This is a genomic window from Secundilactobacillus similis DSM 23365 = JCM 2765 (assembly GCF_001311075.1).
Taxonomy (GTDB): domain Bacteria; phylum Bacillota; class Bacilli; order Lactobacillales; family Lactobacillaceae; genus Secundilactobacillus; species Secundilactobacillus similis.
The window spans coordinates 1-14,946 of sequence record NZ_BBAD01000077.1; the positions used below are offsets into that span (position 1 = coordinate 1).

12 protein-coding genes and 1 pseudogene are annotated in these 14,946 nt (G+C 48.4%); 10 read left to right on the forward strand and 3 right to left on the reverse strand.

The genetic code is table 11. The features are described from left to right. Positions 1-136 precede the first annotated feature (136 nt). Together JCM2765_RS13405 and JCM2765_RS13410 are read right to left on the reverse strand one after the other, a co-directional pair. Positions 137-1,043 (reverse strand): annotated as a pseudogene (locus JCM2765_RS13405) (proline-specific peptidase family protein). Positions 1,044-1,106: 63 nt separating this feature from the next. Next, a complete protein-coding gene (locus tag JCM2765_RS13410; RefSeq protein ID WP_054737168.1) occupies positions 1,107-3,515 on the reverse strand; it encodes a Xaa-Pro dipeptidyl-peptidase in 2,409 nt (802 codons plus the stop codon). 252 nt (positions 3,516-3,767) lie between these two features. Here JCM2765_RS13410 and JCM2765_RS13415 point away from each other — a divergent pair, with 252 nt between their 5' ends. Beyond that, on the forward strand, positions 3,768-4,970 hold the full coding sequence (locus JCM2765_RS13415; RefSeq protein ID WP_054737169.1) for a cation:proton antiporter: 1,203 nt from the start codon (positions 3,768-3,770) through the stop codon (positions 4,968-4,970). A gap of 422 nt (positions 4,971-5,392) precedes the next feature. Here JCM2765_RS13415 and JCM2765_RS13420 read toward each other — a convergent pair whose 3' ends face one another. Further along, positions 5,393-6,796, reverse strand: coding sequence for an amino acid permease (locus JCM2765_RS13420; RefSeq protein ID WP_054737170.1), 1,404 nt, complete (start codon positions 6,794-6,796; stop codon positions 5,393-5,395). Between the two features lie 223 nt (positions 6,797-7,019). Here JCM2765_RS13420 and JCM2765_RS13425 point away from each other — a divergent pair, with 223 nt between their 5' ends. From JCM2765_RS13425 to JCM2765_RS13465, 9 genes are all read left to right on the forward strand, one after another. Next, positions 7,020-7,451, forward strand: a complete 432-nt coding sequence (locus tag JCM2765_RS13425; RefSeq protein ID WP_054737171.1) for a bis(5'-nucleosyl)-tetraphosphatase — start codon at positions 7,020-7,022, stop codon at positions 7,449-7,451. A gap of 15 nt (positions 7,452-7,466) precedes the next feature. Beyond that, a complete protein-coding gene (locus JCM2765_RS13430; protein WP_156301805.1) occupies positions 7,467-8,042 on the forward strand; it encodes an AAA family ATPase in 576 nt (191 codons plus the stop codon). Between the two features lie 104 nt (positions 8,043-8,146). Then, positions 8,147-8,596, forward strand: a complete 450-nt coding sequence (locus JCM2765_RS13435) for a Fur family transcriptional regulator (protein WP_054737173.1) — start codon at positions 8,147-8,149, stop codon at positions 8,594-8,596. A 171-nt stretch (positions 8,597-8,767) separates the two neighbouring features. Then, positions 8,768-9,298, forward strand: a complete 531-nt coding sequence (locus JCM2765_RS13440) for a hypothetical protein (RefSeq protein ID WP_054737174.1) — start codon at positions 8,768-8,770, stop codon at positions 9,296-9,298. 14 nt (positions 9,299-9,312) lie between these two features. Further along, positions 9,313-10,320 carry a DUF6681 family protein gene (locus tag JCM2765_RS13445; RefSeq protein WP_225352106.1) on the forward strand — a complete coding sequence of 336 codons (1,008 nt, stop codon included), beginning with the start codon at positions 9,313-9,315 and terminating at the stop codon, positions 10,318-10,320. A 939-nt stretch (positions 10,321-11,259) separates the two neighbouring features. Continuing rightward, on the forward strand, positions 11,260-12,000 hold the full coding sequence (locus JCM2765_RS13450; protein WP_054737175.1) for an amino acid ABC transporter ATP-binding protein: 741 nt from the start codon (positions 11,260-11,262) through the stop codon (positions 11,998-12,000). A 22-nt stretch (positions 12,001-12,022) separates the two neighbouring features. After that, positions 12,023-12,859 (forward strand): transporter substrate-binding domain-containing protein, encoded by an 837-nt coding sequence (locus tag JCM2765_RS13455; RefSeq protein ID WP_054737176.1) that lies wholly within the window; start codon positions 12,023-12,025, stop codon positions 12,857-12,859. Beyond that, entirely contained in the window at positions 12,856-13,494 is a 639-nt protein-coding gene (locus JCM2765_RS13460) for an amino acid ABC transporter permease (protein WP_054737177.1), read from the forward strand. Before JCM2765_RS13455 ends, JCM2765_RS13460 begins: the two co-directional genes overlap by 4 nt. 13 nt (positions 13,495-13,507) lie before the next feature. Continuing rightward, complete coding sequence (locus JCM2765_RS13465; protein WP_054737178.1) at positions 13,508-14,161, forward strand: amino acid ABC transporter permease; 654 nt, start codon at positions 13,508-13,510, stop codon at positions 14,159-14,161. Positions 14,162-14,946: the final 785 nt, after the last annotated feature.

Below are 14,946 nucleotides of genomic sequence, written 5' to 3' on the forward strand. Positions count from 1 at the left end.
CTTCCCGCGGCATCCTCCCACAATCAGAAAACCAGAATCACCGTACTTCACAAACTAAACACGCTTACACTGGACACAAACGACAGCAAAAAAAGGACTGCCAACGAACTGGCAGTCCTTTTGAGTAACAATGTGATTAAAGCGCCTTACCGGCTTCCACGTCGCGGATGAACGTTGCGAGGTGGTCGTAGTAGACAGGGGCGTTATCGATCATGTGGTGGTGACCGCCTTCTGGGGTGGTAACGAGGCGGGCGTTTGGAATTTCAGTGGCCATGCGCTTAGCAGTGGCGATTGGCATGGTTTCGTGTTCGCCGAAGGTCAACAGTTGGCACCTTGATGTCCTTGAGGTGACTTTCGAATTGCCATTCCTTCAGCTTACCAGTGATGACGAACTCGTTGTCGCCTTGGAAGGCGTTGTAAACGGGACGTGACATCGTTGGAATTAAGTGAGAGATCGCTTTAGGTTGCTTCCGGTCAACGTAGCCGGCGTTGAGCACGTCAACGTACTTCTGGTATTGGGCATCGTCCCATTCGCCAGCGGCTTCCTTTTCTTTCATGTAAGCCACGGCGTCAGCAGGAAGGGCTTCTTCACGCACTTGGTTGACGTGGGTCACGTATTCATCGATGTTATCGACCATGGATGAAATGATGGCCCCCTTCAAGTGTTCGCCGTATTTAGCAGCGTACATTTGAACCAAAGCGCCACCCCATGATTGACCGATGAGGTAGAAGTGGTCGATGCCGAGCTTTTGACGGACTTCTTCGACTTCATCCAAGAAGTAGTCGTAAGTCAGGTATTTAGCTGCAACTTCTGGATCACTGTAGTCGGGTTGGTCAGAGTACCATGAGCCCAGTTGGTCGTACATGTGAACTTGGACGTTGAGGCCTTGCTTCTTTAATTGTTGGGCAGTATCTTCCCAGTATTCGTGGTTGCCGCCAGGGCCACCGTGTAGCGCAAGCAAGTGAATGTCGCCTTCGCCCTGAGTGTTGGTCCAGAGATGGTAGCCGTTATCAAGTGTGATGATCGTGGTGCCTTGTTTCATGTGGAATCCCTCATTTCTAAAATTAACTAATCTCTATGATAGCACGTTTCTAAAACAACGCGACTATTTCGTCAAATACGGCAGGGTGAGTGTGCTATCGTCGAGTTGAACGGTGTAGTGACTGTCAAGATTACCGCGAACGGTCATGGCCATGTCGGTGGCGTAAACGATCAGCGCCAATTGATGACCGGGGGTGAGTCGGTAATGCGTGGGCTGAAGCGTCAGTGTGGTGGTATAAAATTCACCGGGTGTAATAGTGTCGACTTGGGTCAACTGCGTGCGATTTTGCAGGTTCAGGTGACCTCTGGAAATGAGCTGGTAGGGCGTGGTTTGCTTAGCCAGCTGGTATTCCCTGAGGTCTGATTTACGGAAATGATCACCGAAATCGTAGGCTTGTCGATCAAGCGTGCCGGGTTGCGGTGTCAGCCGTTTGAAATCACCCAGATCAATTAATTGGCAACTGATGAGGCCAACTGGTTGGTCAACGGCAACTCGCAGTGTGAGTTGTGGGCAACCATCAAGCAATAAATCACTCGTTTGAGCTGGTAGCGTGAATCGAAGTCGGTTACCAGCCAGTGGTGATTTGGCCGCAATGAGGTCGGTTTGCCACTGATCAAGGTGGTGCGTATAGTTGGTGAACACGTCGGTCGGTAACTGGTCAGCAAATGTTGCAGTGGTCGTCGATGGGTTTTCCAGCTGGAAGTCGGTGAGTTTGATCGTTTGCGTTGGGTTAGCCGGGTTACCCCAATCCGAGAAGGCTGTCCAGGTTTCGGGTGTCGCGTTATCTTGAATCACCACGTCGGGCAACAGCGTTTCGGCGTGGTTGTCCAAATCGTAGAGCTCGTGGGAAAGCCATAGGTTGACCATATCGGTGAAGTCGATCGATTGAAAATCGTTGATGTAGATGTGTGGGCCTTGGTGAAGGACGAGCTTTTTAGCGATGGGTAAATCAGAAATTGAGCGCCAGAGCTTTTCGGCATTGGCGGGTTTGACGTTCCAGTCATTGAGGCCGTGAACGATCATGACGTCTGCTTTGATGTTAGTGGCAGCCTTGCGGTAGTTACGCGCATCCCAGAAATCGTTATAGTTCCCGGTAACGCGGTCTTGATCCTGTGTCATTTTTTTAAGTGCAGCTTGCCACTTAGCTTGGATGCGGTGATAATCGCCAGCCTGTTTTTGGCGCGAGAAAGTTTCTTCGGCTAACACGTCCGCATCTTCACCTGGAAAACCACCGGGCGCAATGACGAGACCGCCTTCGCGGTAGTAGTCGTACCAGCTTGAAATACCGGCTTCACAGATAATCGTTTTGAGGCCGGGAACGCCGGTGGTTGCGGCGGCAGTTGCGAGGGTACCTAGGTATGAGCGACCCGTCATCGCAACGTGGCGGTTAGACCACCAAGCATCGATTTGAATCTGGTCCGTGCGGTTGGTAAATGCCGGTCGATCACCATTGAGCCATTCGATGACCGCTGTGGTCGAAATGGTCTCTTGAACGTCCCCGGTTGTCCGCAGACCGTCTGAATCCTTCGTGCCAATGCCAGAGGCGTAAACCACCGCGAACCCCCGAGCGAGAAAGTAGTCGTTGAGACTGTAATCGAAGGTGTTACCAAAGGTTTCTTCGGTAACGTTGGCAGTGCCCTGCGCAACCCGCGGCGCTGGAATGGCTGGCTCAGGTAAAGCGGTGCCTGTTAATGTTGACGCTTGAACTGGTTTTTCGGTCAGCGGCACGTTCACATCATGAGTGAGCGCCTCACCAGCTTCATCGTTGGTGCCTTGATTGTAGGGTGATGCGGTGTACAGGACGGGGACGGTTTGCGTATTAGATTCAACGGGCCGGGTAATTTCAACCTTCAACAGGTCGCGTTGGCCATCAGCATCGGTATCCTGTGACGATTCAACGTAGACCACTTCCCGGATGAGCTGATTAGTGTCAAATACCGGTTGGGCTTTGCCGTTAAAGAACAGTGGTTTCGCCACACTAGCATCGTGAATCAGTTGTTGAAAATATCCACGGGAAGCGAGTTCGTCGAGGAACGTTTGACCGCTGGTAGTGCGAGTCGTGAGTAGCTGATACCAAGCATCCAGTAGATCATCGGTGCTAAGTGCAGTTTTAGGCAATACTGGTAAGTGAACCGTTGCCGCTAACTGTTGTGGCTCAGCGAGCTGAAATTCACGACCTGCTTCAAAACCTAAGAGTTGCAGAATTAAATTGAGTACCATTTGCGCAGTGATGGCGGTCTGACTCGTAACGAGTTGGTAAGCGTCGGTCTCGGGGTCAGCCATCAAGGTTGTGAGTTTGGTGTCAGCAGCACTAGTGGTGTGCGTTTCGGGAAAACTTTTTTTGAGAAGTTCGTGTAGGCAATCCTGTGGTGACAGGCTAGTGGTATCTGGAGTAATAAAGTGAAGGCGAATCAATTCAGCGACCTTTGTGGTGAAGTCGGTGGGTTGAATGGCAAATTGGTTGAGTTTCACGGATGGTAACCTCCTAATTAAGTCGAGTTGATGTCTTTTATTATACCGCCGTTTGTTGGTGGCGCGGTGGTGAAATGTCTTTGGAATTTTGCTCAGTTAGAGGTGATATGAGCTGAAGCGAAGTTAGTGATTGAGGGAGCTTATTAGCATGTTGTTCAACCGAATCTGCGGATGCGTGCAGTCGTTTGAGGTGACACCGATGTTTGTCACATGTTAGACTAGTAGGAGACTTTTATAAAAGGAGCGTGCAACGTGACCTATCTTGGCGAAATTGCCTTAATTTTATTTGCAACGACCATCGCTGGGGCGTTAAGTCAGCGAATTGGGATTCCCAGTGTGATTGGCCAGTTACTGGTGGGCATTTTACTTGGGCCAGCGCTGCTGAATTGGCTGCAACCGGGTGAATTGGTGCACGTCGGTTCAGAAATCGGCGTGATTATTTTGATGTTTATGGCGGGGCTGGAGAGTGATTTGAAGCTCTTGAAGCGGTATTTTAAACCCGCTATCAGTGTCGCGACCCTTGGTGTGATCGTGCCGATGGTTTGTTTTTACATCTATGGTATCGTGATGCATCAGAGCTTTGAACGAGCCGTCTTTTGGGGCATCGTGTTTGCGGCGACCTCGGTATCGATCAGTGTTGAAGTGCTGCGAGAGTTTGGTAAGTTGAACTCTAAAGAGGGGGCGACGATTTTGGGCGCGGCCGTGGTGGATGATATCATGGCAGTGCTGATTTTGAGTATCTTTGTCAGTATGTTCTCAAGCGGGCAGTCCGGCGCGCCAAACTTGGCGATTAGTTTAGCGGAACAGGCAGCGTACTTTGTGATGGTCTTCGTGATCATTCGCTGGGTAGCGCCAGTACTGATCAAGTTATTTGAGCGCTTACCAGTGCCACAGGCGGTGCCAATCATGTCATTGGTGATCTGCCTTGGCATGGCATACTTAGCTGATTTAACCGGGTTAAGCGCAGTTATCGGCGCCTTCTTCGCGGGTATCGCGGTGGCGCAAACCAACGCTCATGAAGAGGTGGAAACCAACATCGCCCCAATCGGGTACGCCTTTTTCGTCCCCATTTTCTTCGTCAGTGTCGGCTTAGAAATGCGCTTTGATCATTTCTGGTCGAACCTGGGTTTAATTCTGGGCATGACGATCGTCGCCATTCTGTCGAAATTGATTGGTGGGGGCTTGGGTGCCAAATTACTGGGCTTCAACTTCCATAGCGCCTACATTGTGGGGGCTGGGATGGTGTCCAGAGGTGAAATGGCGCTGATTATTGCCCAAATTGGGTATCAAGCGAAATTATTGCATCCTAATTTGTATTCAGAGCTGATCGTGGTGATTGTGTTGAGTACGATTTTGGCGCCGTTGTTGTTGAAGGATGGGATAGAGCGCGGCGGCCAGGTAAAAGAGTGTGTAAGAAAGCGTTCAGACCGCGTAGGTAAGGTACTTCAGGCATAATCGTTTGGTTTTTGAACGATTGTGTCTGAAGTGCCTTACCCATAGCGGTTTGCTTTCTGGAACACGTTTCGGCGCGGTGGCCAGAATGAATCAACGCTGACACACTTCACTATAGTGTTGACCTGCGGAAAACGAGAGTATCAATGGCGCCGAAAACTACGTAGGCGTAATGAGCGTTGCCAGTGACACTCGATGAAAGCAAATAACCAAAAAGCACCACCGTTATTTCCTAGGTTAAGGAATAAGTGGTGCTTTTTAGCGTAGTTAAATTTTGAAGCTGAGGTTCGTTACTGTCCTCGAGCCGAAACGTGCGCCACCAGGCAGAAGGTTGCACATAAGGCAATTCAGACACAAAGTCGAAACCCACGACTTTCTGTCTAAATTACCTTATGCTCCACCTTCTAACCGCCTGGTTCTGCACTCTATTCCACATTATCCGGATTATTCAATCGACTATGCTTCAACCCGTAAGAGAAGTACAAAATCAACCCAAACACAAACCAAATCCCAGAAGCGATCCACGTTTCAGCTTGCAGTTGCGTCAACATCAAGAGGCACAACAACCCTGACACGATTGGCAAGACTGGGTAGAATGGCACTTCGAAGCCTTGGTGGTTTTGGATGTCCTTGTTCTTTCGCAGTGGGATGATCCCAAATGAGACAAACAGGAAGGCAATCAACGTCCCAATGTTAACCAAGTTGGTTAATTGATCCAGTGGGACGAAACCACCCATGATAGCGATGACGATGGTGACCGTTGTTAAACTGTGTTTTGGACTCCCGTGTTGATCCAGTTCACCCAAGAACTTTGGCAACAGGCCATCACGACCGATTGAGTAGATCAACCGTGACGAACTGTAGATCATGGTAACCATCATCGTAAACATCCCGGCTAACGCGCCCAATGCGATGATGCCAGCTGCCCAGTTTTGGTGAACAACTTGCAGTGCGAAGGAAACGGGGTCAGCCACGTTTAACTTCGTGTAGCTGATCATCCCAGTTAAGACGATCGAGACTAAGACGTATAAGATGGTTGCGATGATCAACGTGCCGATGATCCCGATTGGCATGTTACGCTTCGGGTTCTTAACTTCGGCCGCCGAACTTGAGACGGCATCGAAACCGAGGTAGGCAAAGAAGACCGCTGATGCACCAGCGAAGACCCCGTGGCTGCCAAATGGCATGAATGGGTGCCAGTTGGTTGGCTTGATGTAGAAGGCCCCAACGACAACGAACAACAAGATGATGCCGATCTTAACGAACACGATGATATTGTTAAGCCGAACAGAGGATTTGACCCCGTGACCCAGCATCAGCGCAATCACTAAGACGATGGCAATGGCGATCCAGTTCCCGTATGACCCGTGAGCGGGATCAAACGGCCCAACGATGGCGGATGGCACGTTAACGCCAAAGCCGCTCAGGAAGGATTTAAAATACGCGCCCCAAGCACTGGACACCGCTGCCACGGCTAACACGTACTCCAGAATCAGCGCCCAACCGAGGATCCAGCCGATGATTTCACCATAAACTAGGTTCCCGTAAGAGTAGGCACTCCCAGCAACGGGTAACGCCGAAGCGAACTCCGCGTAACACATTGCCGCTGTCGAACAAACAATTGCAGCAATCACAAACGATAGGATGATCCCGGGACCAGCTTTGGTAGCCGCAACGGTCCCGGGCAAAATGAAGATCCCGGTCCCGATAACGGCGCCGATACCGAGCGAAATCAAATCGACGGCCGACATGGTCTTGACGAATTTCTTATCAGTCTCTAGATAGCGGTCGATTTTTTCACGACGAAACAGACGAGACTTAATTGACATAGATGATGCCTCCAAAGAATAAAAGAATGATTAAAAAATGCTTAGTGTTATCTTAGCTGTGCAAGCAGATTGCGTCAAGTAAGATAGCGGGTGGTAAGGAGCAGCTAAAGTGCAAGACCTTTAGGTGTTAATCGCTGATTCTTTCCACACTCTAAGGTGCACACTACCTCAAAATAAGCTACAATAGACGTTATCGAATAATTTTGAAAGGACTGACCACCACATGACAACTGAAGTCGCCAGCGGAGCGGTTGTATACCGTGTTAAGAATCACCAACCAGAGTATCTATTATTGAAGAGTGCAACCAGTGACTTCTGGGGGTTTCCTAAGGGGCACGTTGAAGGTAACGAGGATCTAAGTGAAACGGCATTGCGCGAAATTCGCGAGGAAACCCAGTTACACGTCACCTTGGATACAAGCTACCACGATGAATTACACTATGAGTTGCCAAACGGCAACCATAAGGAAGTTCACCTCTTTGTGAGTGAAGTACCAGCGGATGTGACCATCGAAAAGCAAGATATTGAGATCAGTGATACCGGCTGGTTTGCGGTTGATGAAGCTGTTGATCGGTTAACCTACGATAATTTAAAGGCCCTCATGAAGCGGGCGGATCAGTACATTGCGGCTAAAGTCGCTGCGCAAACAGATTAAATGGAGGATTTGTCGATGAAGCGAGTCATTGTGATCACCGGCGCTACGGGAACCGGCAAAACGACCGTTAGCCAATATCTCAATAGCCACTATGATATTCCAAGAATCATCACCCACACCACGCGGCCTAAGCGTCCTGGTGAAGTGGATGGGGTCGATTACTACTTTGAGACGGCTGAGAGTTTCCCCAAGAATCACTACTTAGAAGACGTCATGTACGCGAGTTACCAGTACGGATCATCTTATGAAGGGCTGGATCGCGCGTTTGAAAAAGCGGACCTCGTCAGTATCGTGTTAGATACCAAGGGCGCTCAAACCTACGCGGAACAGTTAGGTGAAAAGGCCGTTGTGCTGTTTTTGACGGTTGGTAAGAGTGATATTTTGAAAGATCGCCTGACCTCACGTGGCGATGAAACTGAGATGGTGAACCACCGTATTCGAAGCAAGGAATATAAGCGTGACCTGGAATTGCCAGTGGCGTTAACGGGTCGCGCAACGGTGATCCAAAACGACGATTGGCTGAAAACGCAGCGGGCGCTGGACGCATTTGTCAGCGCGTTACGGATCCAGCAACAATCAGTCGAATCTTAGCGGGTGAGCAGTTTCGTTTTTAAATGCAGCGAAGTATGCTACAATTTATCGTTAAAGAGTAATGATTATTATTTACGTAATCCTCGCGCTAAGGAGGCGGCAACATGCAACAGCAACTGGAACAGGCTCTGACCGTTCTAAAACAGAATCATTTAAAGGTAACCAAACAACGGAAGGCGCTGCTCAGTTACCTGTTGGCCAATCAGGATCACTACCACGATGTCACGTTGGTGGACGATTACATGCGCCAGCAGTTTCCGGGGATGAGTCACAACACGATCTACCGCAACATCAAGGAATTTGAACAAGCCGGCATGGTTGAACAACAGGTTCAAGGTGACCATGCGCGGGTCAAATACCAGTGTGATTTTAGCCACTTACATCATCACCACTTTATCTGTCAGCGGTGTGGTAAGGTAACCGAACTTAAGGATTGTCCAATCGATATCTTTGCCGCCCAATTACCTGGGTGCCAAATCGTTGGCCATCGAATTGAGCTTTACGGCGTTTGCGCTGAGTGTCAATTAGCTGCGGCTGAAAGTAATACCCACTAAGAGGCTTTAACCGGCACCGCCTACCCGGGGGGTGACTGGTTAAAGCCCCTTCGCGCGGTCGTCGTTAATTCTTAGTTAAACCTTAATCAAAACGTTATTGTATCTTCGGTCAAATCTGCGATACTTAGGGTAACTAACCAAAGCGAGGAACATTTAAGAGGAGGAACAAGCATGGCATATCGGACGCCACCATTTTTAACACCATTCGCCATCGTTTCGATTGCGCTAGCTTTAGGGACGACCAACGTGGTGGTCAACAAAGTTAGCAAAACAAACGAAGGCTCACCAGCCACGACGTCGACTAAGGTGCCAGCGACGACATCATCGTCATTAGATAAGCAGGGATCCAGCGCAAGCGATGGTTCTGATAAGAAGTCGAGCTCGGATGATTCAAGTAAGAAGACGAGTTCAGATTCGAACAAGGATGAAAGTTCGGCAGATTCAGCCAGCGCCAAGTCGGATACGGCAACCAGTAACGCAACTACGACAACCACGAAATCAAAGAAGAAGTCGACCACCGGGACCACTGGTACAACTGGTAATACCGGGACGACTGGCACAACGGATGATAGTACAGGGAACACTGGTAATACTGGCGACACAACGACTACGACCGGTGATAATTCAACCGCCAACACGACGACGGATAGCGGCACCGCTAACACGACGACCGGCACCACGGACCAGACGACAAGTTATTAAGGAGGAACGCATACGTGTTTAGTTTACTTGATATGGTGAACCACTATTTAGGGTATGTGAACCTTAACGTGAAGCTTAAAAACCGAATCTACACGATTTTGGGCACGTTGGGTGACATCTACCTGTTTTACGTGGCTATTCGCTGGATTCAAAACGGGTACGCTTTGCGTGGCAGTTTGATCCTGTTAGTGGCCATTTTATTACTGTATTTTACGATCATGAACGTTTTCTACTACTTTACGGAGAAGCAACCACCGCTTGATATTTCACCCAAAATCGAAAAAGCGTTGGGGAAGACTCTTGGCGGCGCTGACCCAGCGGCCGAAGCAGCTAAGAAAGCCGCTGCTGAAGCGCAGGGCAATCAAAGTTCATTGTTAAATGGGGCGAATATTCCAGCTAACGGGTTCTTTGACGCCAAGAAGATTTTGCCGGGGAAGGTTGCCGTTGATATTAACCAGCGGCAAAACATCACCCAACTGGCCAACCGCCTGCAACAAATGAGCTTGATGACACCGGATTATGGTGGATTAGGTCAACGTGAAATCGAAATGCAGTTGAAGCAATCCCATAAACCAGTGTTCGCAATCGGTTTGGGCGTCAACATTCCCTACTTTGAGTTGCAGCACGCGGGCGACGATTTGATCGTTTACGCCGGCATTAACCAAGCAGAAAAAGCGTCGGTAGGTAAAATCACCACGGTGGGCTTGCAACCAATCGCGGACGTGGCGGATAAGGTGAAGTTGTACTTGGCTAACGTGATTCTTGTTGGTGGACCCTATATGGAAATGGGCCGCAACTTACCGATGGAAAAGCCAGCGCCTTATGCAATTCGGGTACAATTAGCTTATGAACGACAAGAAGACGCAACAACCGTCCCAACACCAACGACCAGCACACCGTTGACCCGAGAAATGACAAGGGAAAACGCGATGCACGAAGCACCATTGACTAGCGGTTTAACAAGAGAAGAACCGAAGCCGGATGCTGCGGCTGGTGGATCGCGGATGAAGAGATATCATTAGAGAGCGGAGCAAAACGCTTTGAGAGTGGCGTATAAGGCGTCCCAGCAATACTGACCGGGCTTTGGTCAGTATTGCTGGGACGCCCTTATACATAACTCTCAGTTTTGCGGAGCTCATTTCGGCGCAGGCTAATCAAGGCGGTAACGTTAACAAGCTTCAAAATGTTAACGATGATTGCCAAGTAAAGCTAAAGTGGCGCCGAAATTAAGTAGTAGCAAAGAGCGTCGCCGAAAGCACTCAAAAGTAGTAAAAAGTATTCCAGGTTTTAGCCAGTATTGATGAGCTACCCTTATATGCAAGTTTTGCGGAGCTCATTTCGGCATAGGCTAATCAAAACGGTAACGTCAACAAGCTTCAAAATGTTAACAATGATTGCCAAGTAAAGTCCAAGTGGCGTCAAAAATAAGTAGTAGCAACAATCAAATCCAACCAACTAAAGATCCGTTATCAGCTGCTTGCAAGCCCTTGATAACGGGCCTTTTTAACATTGGCCTACGCCAATCAAGCACACCAACCACATTTATGCTATAATAAAACCTTATTGTTACAAGTTATCAGTTAGATAATCTAACAATAACGGTTGCCAATGGTCATTAAACCGCGATTCTAAGCCAAATTTAATGCGTTATATAAGCCAGTTAAATAAATGAATAAATTATCGCATTTTTGATAAATATCATATATCCTATGAAGCCTTTTATAACGCATTTTTCGGTCGATGATAGGCCGGAACTACGCGCTTTTTGCCAATAATTATTTTGACCAACTGATGATTTTGGTTTAGAATTATTATTGAGTTAAAATTAAAAGCGAATGAAATTGGACGCCGAATTGTCGGTTGTTCCTGCGATGATCACTTGCAAAATTAGCGAAACTCAGAAGAACGGCAGTCTCCAGGATGCCGTTCTATTATTCATAAAAGGCGGAGGGGAAACTATTATGTCAATGATTGAATTTCACGATGTTGAAAAATACTACGGCGATTACCATGCCCTGCACGATATTAACTTAACGATCGATTCAGGGGAAACGGTTGTGCTGATCGGCCCATCAGGTTCTGGGAAGTCAACCTTGATTCGGACCATCAACGGCTTGGAAACGATCCAAAAGGGTCAATTGATCGTTAACGGTCAAGATTTAGCCGACAAGAAAACTGACATGAACCGGATTCGTAAGAACGTCGGGATGGTGTTCCAACACTTTAACCTGTACGCCAATAAAACGATTTTGGAAAACATTATGTTGGCACCACGGATGGTGCTGCACCGACCAGAAGAAGAAAACAAGAAGTTTGCGATGGACCTGTTAGACCGAGTTGGCTTGGCGGACCAAGCACCTAAGTTACCAGCTCAATTATCTGGTGGGCAACAACAACGGATCGCCATTGCGCGGTCGTTAGCAATGAAGCCTAAGGCCTTATTATTTGACGAACCAACCAGCGCGTTGGACCCTGAAATGATCGATGATGTGTTGAACGTTATGAAGGATATTGCCCGAGATTCCGATATGACCATGTTAGTGGTGACCCACGAAATGGGCTTCGCGCGTGAAGTGGCCAACCGGGTTATCTTCATGGCAGATGGTCAGATTTTGGAAGATGACAGCAAGGAGAAGTTCTTCGACGGGCAACCATCCAACGAACGTGCGCGTCAGTTCTTAAGCAAGATCATTACGCACTAAACGAGCGGAGGGGACGAAAAACATGAAACAGTTATTCCGAAGAGTCGGATTAATCGTGTCGGCCTTAGCGGTGCTGTTGGTCTTAACGGCGTGTGGTTCAGGTAAAGCGTTATCCGACCAAAACGTTGTGACGCGGGCCAAGCAGACCAACACGATTACTTGGGGTGTTAAAGCCGATACCAAGTTATTTGGGTTGATGGACGTTAAAGACGGCCGAATCAAAGGGTTTGAAATCGACTTGGCAAAGGCGTTGACCAAGCAGATATTGGGATCAAAGGGGAAGGCAAGTTTCGTTCAAGTAACGAGTCAAACCCGGATCTCACTGTTAAATAACGGGAACATCGATGCCATCATGGCTACGATGACCATTACGCCAGAACGGGAAAAGCAAGTTGACTTCTCCCGGTCGTACTTTGATGCCGGCCAATCCCTCTTGGTTAAGAAGGGGAGCGGCATTAAGAGCGTGAAGGACCTCAACAAGAAGGGCGCAACCGTCCTTGGGGTTGTTGGGTCAACTTCCGTTCAAAACATGGCCAAGGCTGCACCAAAGGCCAAAGTGCTGCAATTATCTGATTACGCGCAAGCCATGACGGCTTTGAAATCCGGTCAGGGTCAAGCATTGACCACTGATAACGGGATCTTAGCCGGGATGGCAGTTGAAAACCCAGGGTACGAATTGGTTGGCGGCTCCTTTACCAAGGAACCTTACGGGATCGCCATCAACAAGGGCCAAGGCGAATTCAAGGGCGACATCAACAAGGCGTTGACACAAGTCGAAAAGAGTGGCGAATATAACCGACTATTGAAGAAGTGGTTCGGCAGCGTCGCTGGGTTCAATTATAAGGAGATGGAACGATGACAGCAATTTTCGCTCATTACGGTGGTGACTTGCTTTATGGATTCGGTCAGACCTTACTATGTAGTGTCATCGCACTGTTCTTTAGTTTGATTATTGGATCGATGTTTGCGATTTTTGAAACCACCCCAATTAAGACGTTACGGGTTATTGCCCGAATTTACATTGAAGTTTTCAGAAACATTCCACTGTTGGTTATCACGATGTTCTTCTTCGTGGTCATTCCAATGTTTGTGGTTAAAATCAACGGTTTCGCCGCTGGGACGATCGGGTTGACGATCTATACCTCAGCCTTTATCGCTGAAACGGTTCGGGCCGGGATCCAATCAGTTGATCCTGGTCAAATGGAAGGCGCACGGGCGAACGGCCTGACCTTCTGGCAATCGATGCAACACGTCATCTTGCCACAGGCTTTCCGTTACGTCATTCCACCATTGGGTAACCAATTCATTAACTTGGTGAAGAACTCATCAGTCCTCGCCTTCGTGGCTGGATTTGACCTGATGTACCAAGGCAACGTTATCGCATCAGATTCATTGAGTACCATGAGCACTTACGTTTGTGTGGGGTTACTCTACTTGATCATTACGTTACCATTGAGTTACTGGATGCGTTATCTCGAAAAGAAATTAGCATAGGGGGTGCAATCGAATGAAAGACTTTATTGACGCATATTCATGGATCAACCTGCGTTACTTACTGGAAGGCCTTTGGATCACGGTACTCGTGTCGATTGCCTCCATTGCTGGGAGCTATGTGATTGGCTCAATTTTGGGCGTCATCCGTTACGTGAACATCAAGATCGTCTCACCAGTGGTTGGGGTGATTATTGATATTATCCGGAACCTGCCATTACTGTTGATCATCTTCTTTACCTACTTCGGTTTGCCTAACCTGGGCTTCCGACCAAGCAGTGTCTGGGCCACGATTTTAGCCATGATCATCTTCGAATCGACGATGATTGCCGAAATCGTCCGTTCAGGGATCGTTGCAGTGGATCCTGGTCAAATGGAAGGTGCTCGGGCCAATGGTTTGAGTTACAGCCAAGCCTTGTTCAAGATCATCTTGCCACAAGCGATGAAGAAAATGTTGCCAGCGTTGGTCAGCCAATTTATCTCACTGATCAAGGATACCTCATTGGCCACCATCATCGTCTTACCAGACCTGATGCATAACGCCCAAATCGTGTATGGCCAAAATACGACGTATATCTTACCAATGTTCTTGATGATCGCCATCATGTACTTTATTGTTTGTTATGCGTTGTCGTTGGTTTCACGGGGATTGGAAAAGAGACTGAGCTAGCGAAGTCAGAGAGTGGAGCAAGGCGGTTAGAAGGTGGAGTATAAGGCGTCCCGGATGAAAGCGCCCGGGCTTTGGGCGGTTTTGTCCGGGACGCCTTATATGCAACCTTCTGCTTTGTGGAACTCGTTTAGTCTCGAGGACAGCAACGAGCAGAGAGTGGAACAAAACGGTTAGAGACCGGAGTATAAGCCCTCTCGCCATAAATCCCGGTTTTGGGGTTTGTGAGAGGGGCTTATGTGCAGGTCTCTCTTTTGCGGAACTCGTTTCGGCGCAGGCTAATCAAAACGGTAACGTTAGCAAGCCTCACAAACATAACCAATTATTACCAACAAGAAATTCAAATGGCGCCGAAACTATGTAGTAGTAATGAACATTGCCAATTCCACTTGGTATTTTTAACGCAGCGCCCTGAACTTTGGGCGGTTTTGTTCGGGACGCCTTATATGCAACCTTCTGCTTTGTGGAGGCTCTTTACACAATTGGGTGAGAATACACATATTCTCAAAGTAAAGACAATGTGTCAGTAGGGTTTATAAGACGCTATCACCCAAAACTGTAAAGAGCCTTTGTGGAACTCGTTTAGTCTCGAGGACAGCAACGAGCCAAATTAAACGAAACCACAATCTAAAGCCTCTCTACACCAAACTAAACAAGCCAAGCCAAGCCAAGCCAAACCAAACCAAGCCAAACCAAACAAAAAAACGTACGACCACCACGGCCGTACGTTTTTTACTGAAAGTTAGGCGTAATGCCCCGGTTTTTAAACCGGGGATGTAAGCCCGTTT

Coding starts and splice junctions, on each gene's coding strand:
- JCM2765_RS13420 (WP_054737170.1), bottom strand. CDS start 6,796: ATGTCAATTAAGTCTCGTCTGTTTCGTCGTGAAAAAATCGACCGCTAT.
- JCM2765_RS13425 (WP_054737171.1), top strand. CDS start 7,020: ATGACAACTGAAGTCGCCAGCGGAGCGGTTGTATACCGTGTTAAGAAT.
- JCM2765_RS13430 (WP_156301805.1), top strand. CDS start 7,467: ATGAAGCGAGTCATTGTGATCACCGGCGCTACGGGAACCGGCAAAACG.
- JCM2765_RS13435 (WP_054737173.1), top strand. CDS start 8,147: ATGCAACAGCAACTGGAACAGGCTCTGACCGTTCTAAAACAGAATCAT.
- JCM2765_RS13440 (WP_054737174.1), top strand. CDS start 8,768: ATGGCATATCGGACGCCACCATTTTTAACACCATTCGCCATCGTTTCG.
- JCM2765_RS13450 (WP_054737175.1), top strand. CDS start 11,260: ATGTCAATGATTGAATTTCACGATGTTGAAAAATACTACGGCGATTAC.
- JCM2765_RS13455 (WP_054737176.1), top strand. CDS start 12,023: ATGAAACAGTTATTCCGAAGAGTCGGATTAATCGTGTCGGCCTTAGCG.
- JCM2765_RS13460 (WP_054737177.1), top strand. CDS start 12,856: ATGACAGCAATTTTCGCTCATTACGGTGGTGACTTGCTTTATGGATTC.
- JCM2765_RS13465 (WP_054737178.1), top strand. CDS start 13,508: ATGAAAGACTTTATTGACGCATATTCATGGATCAACCTGCGTTACTTA.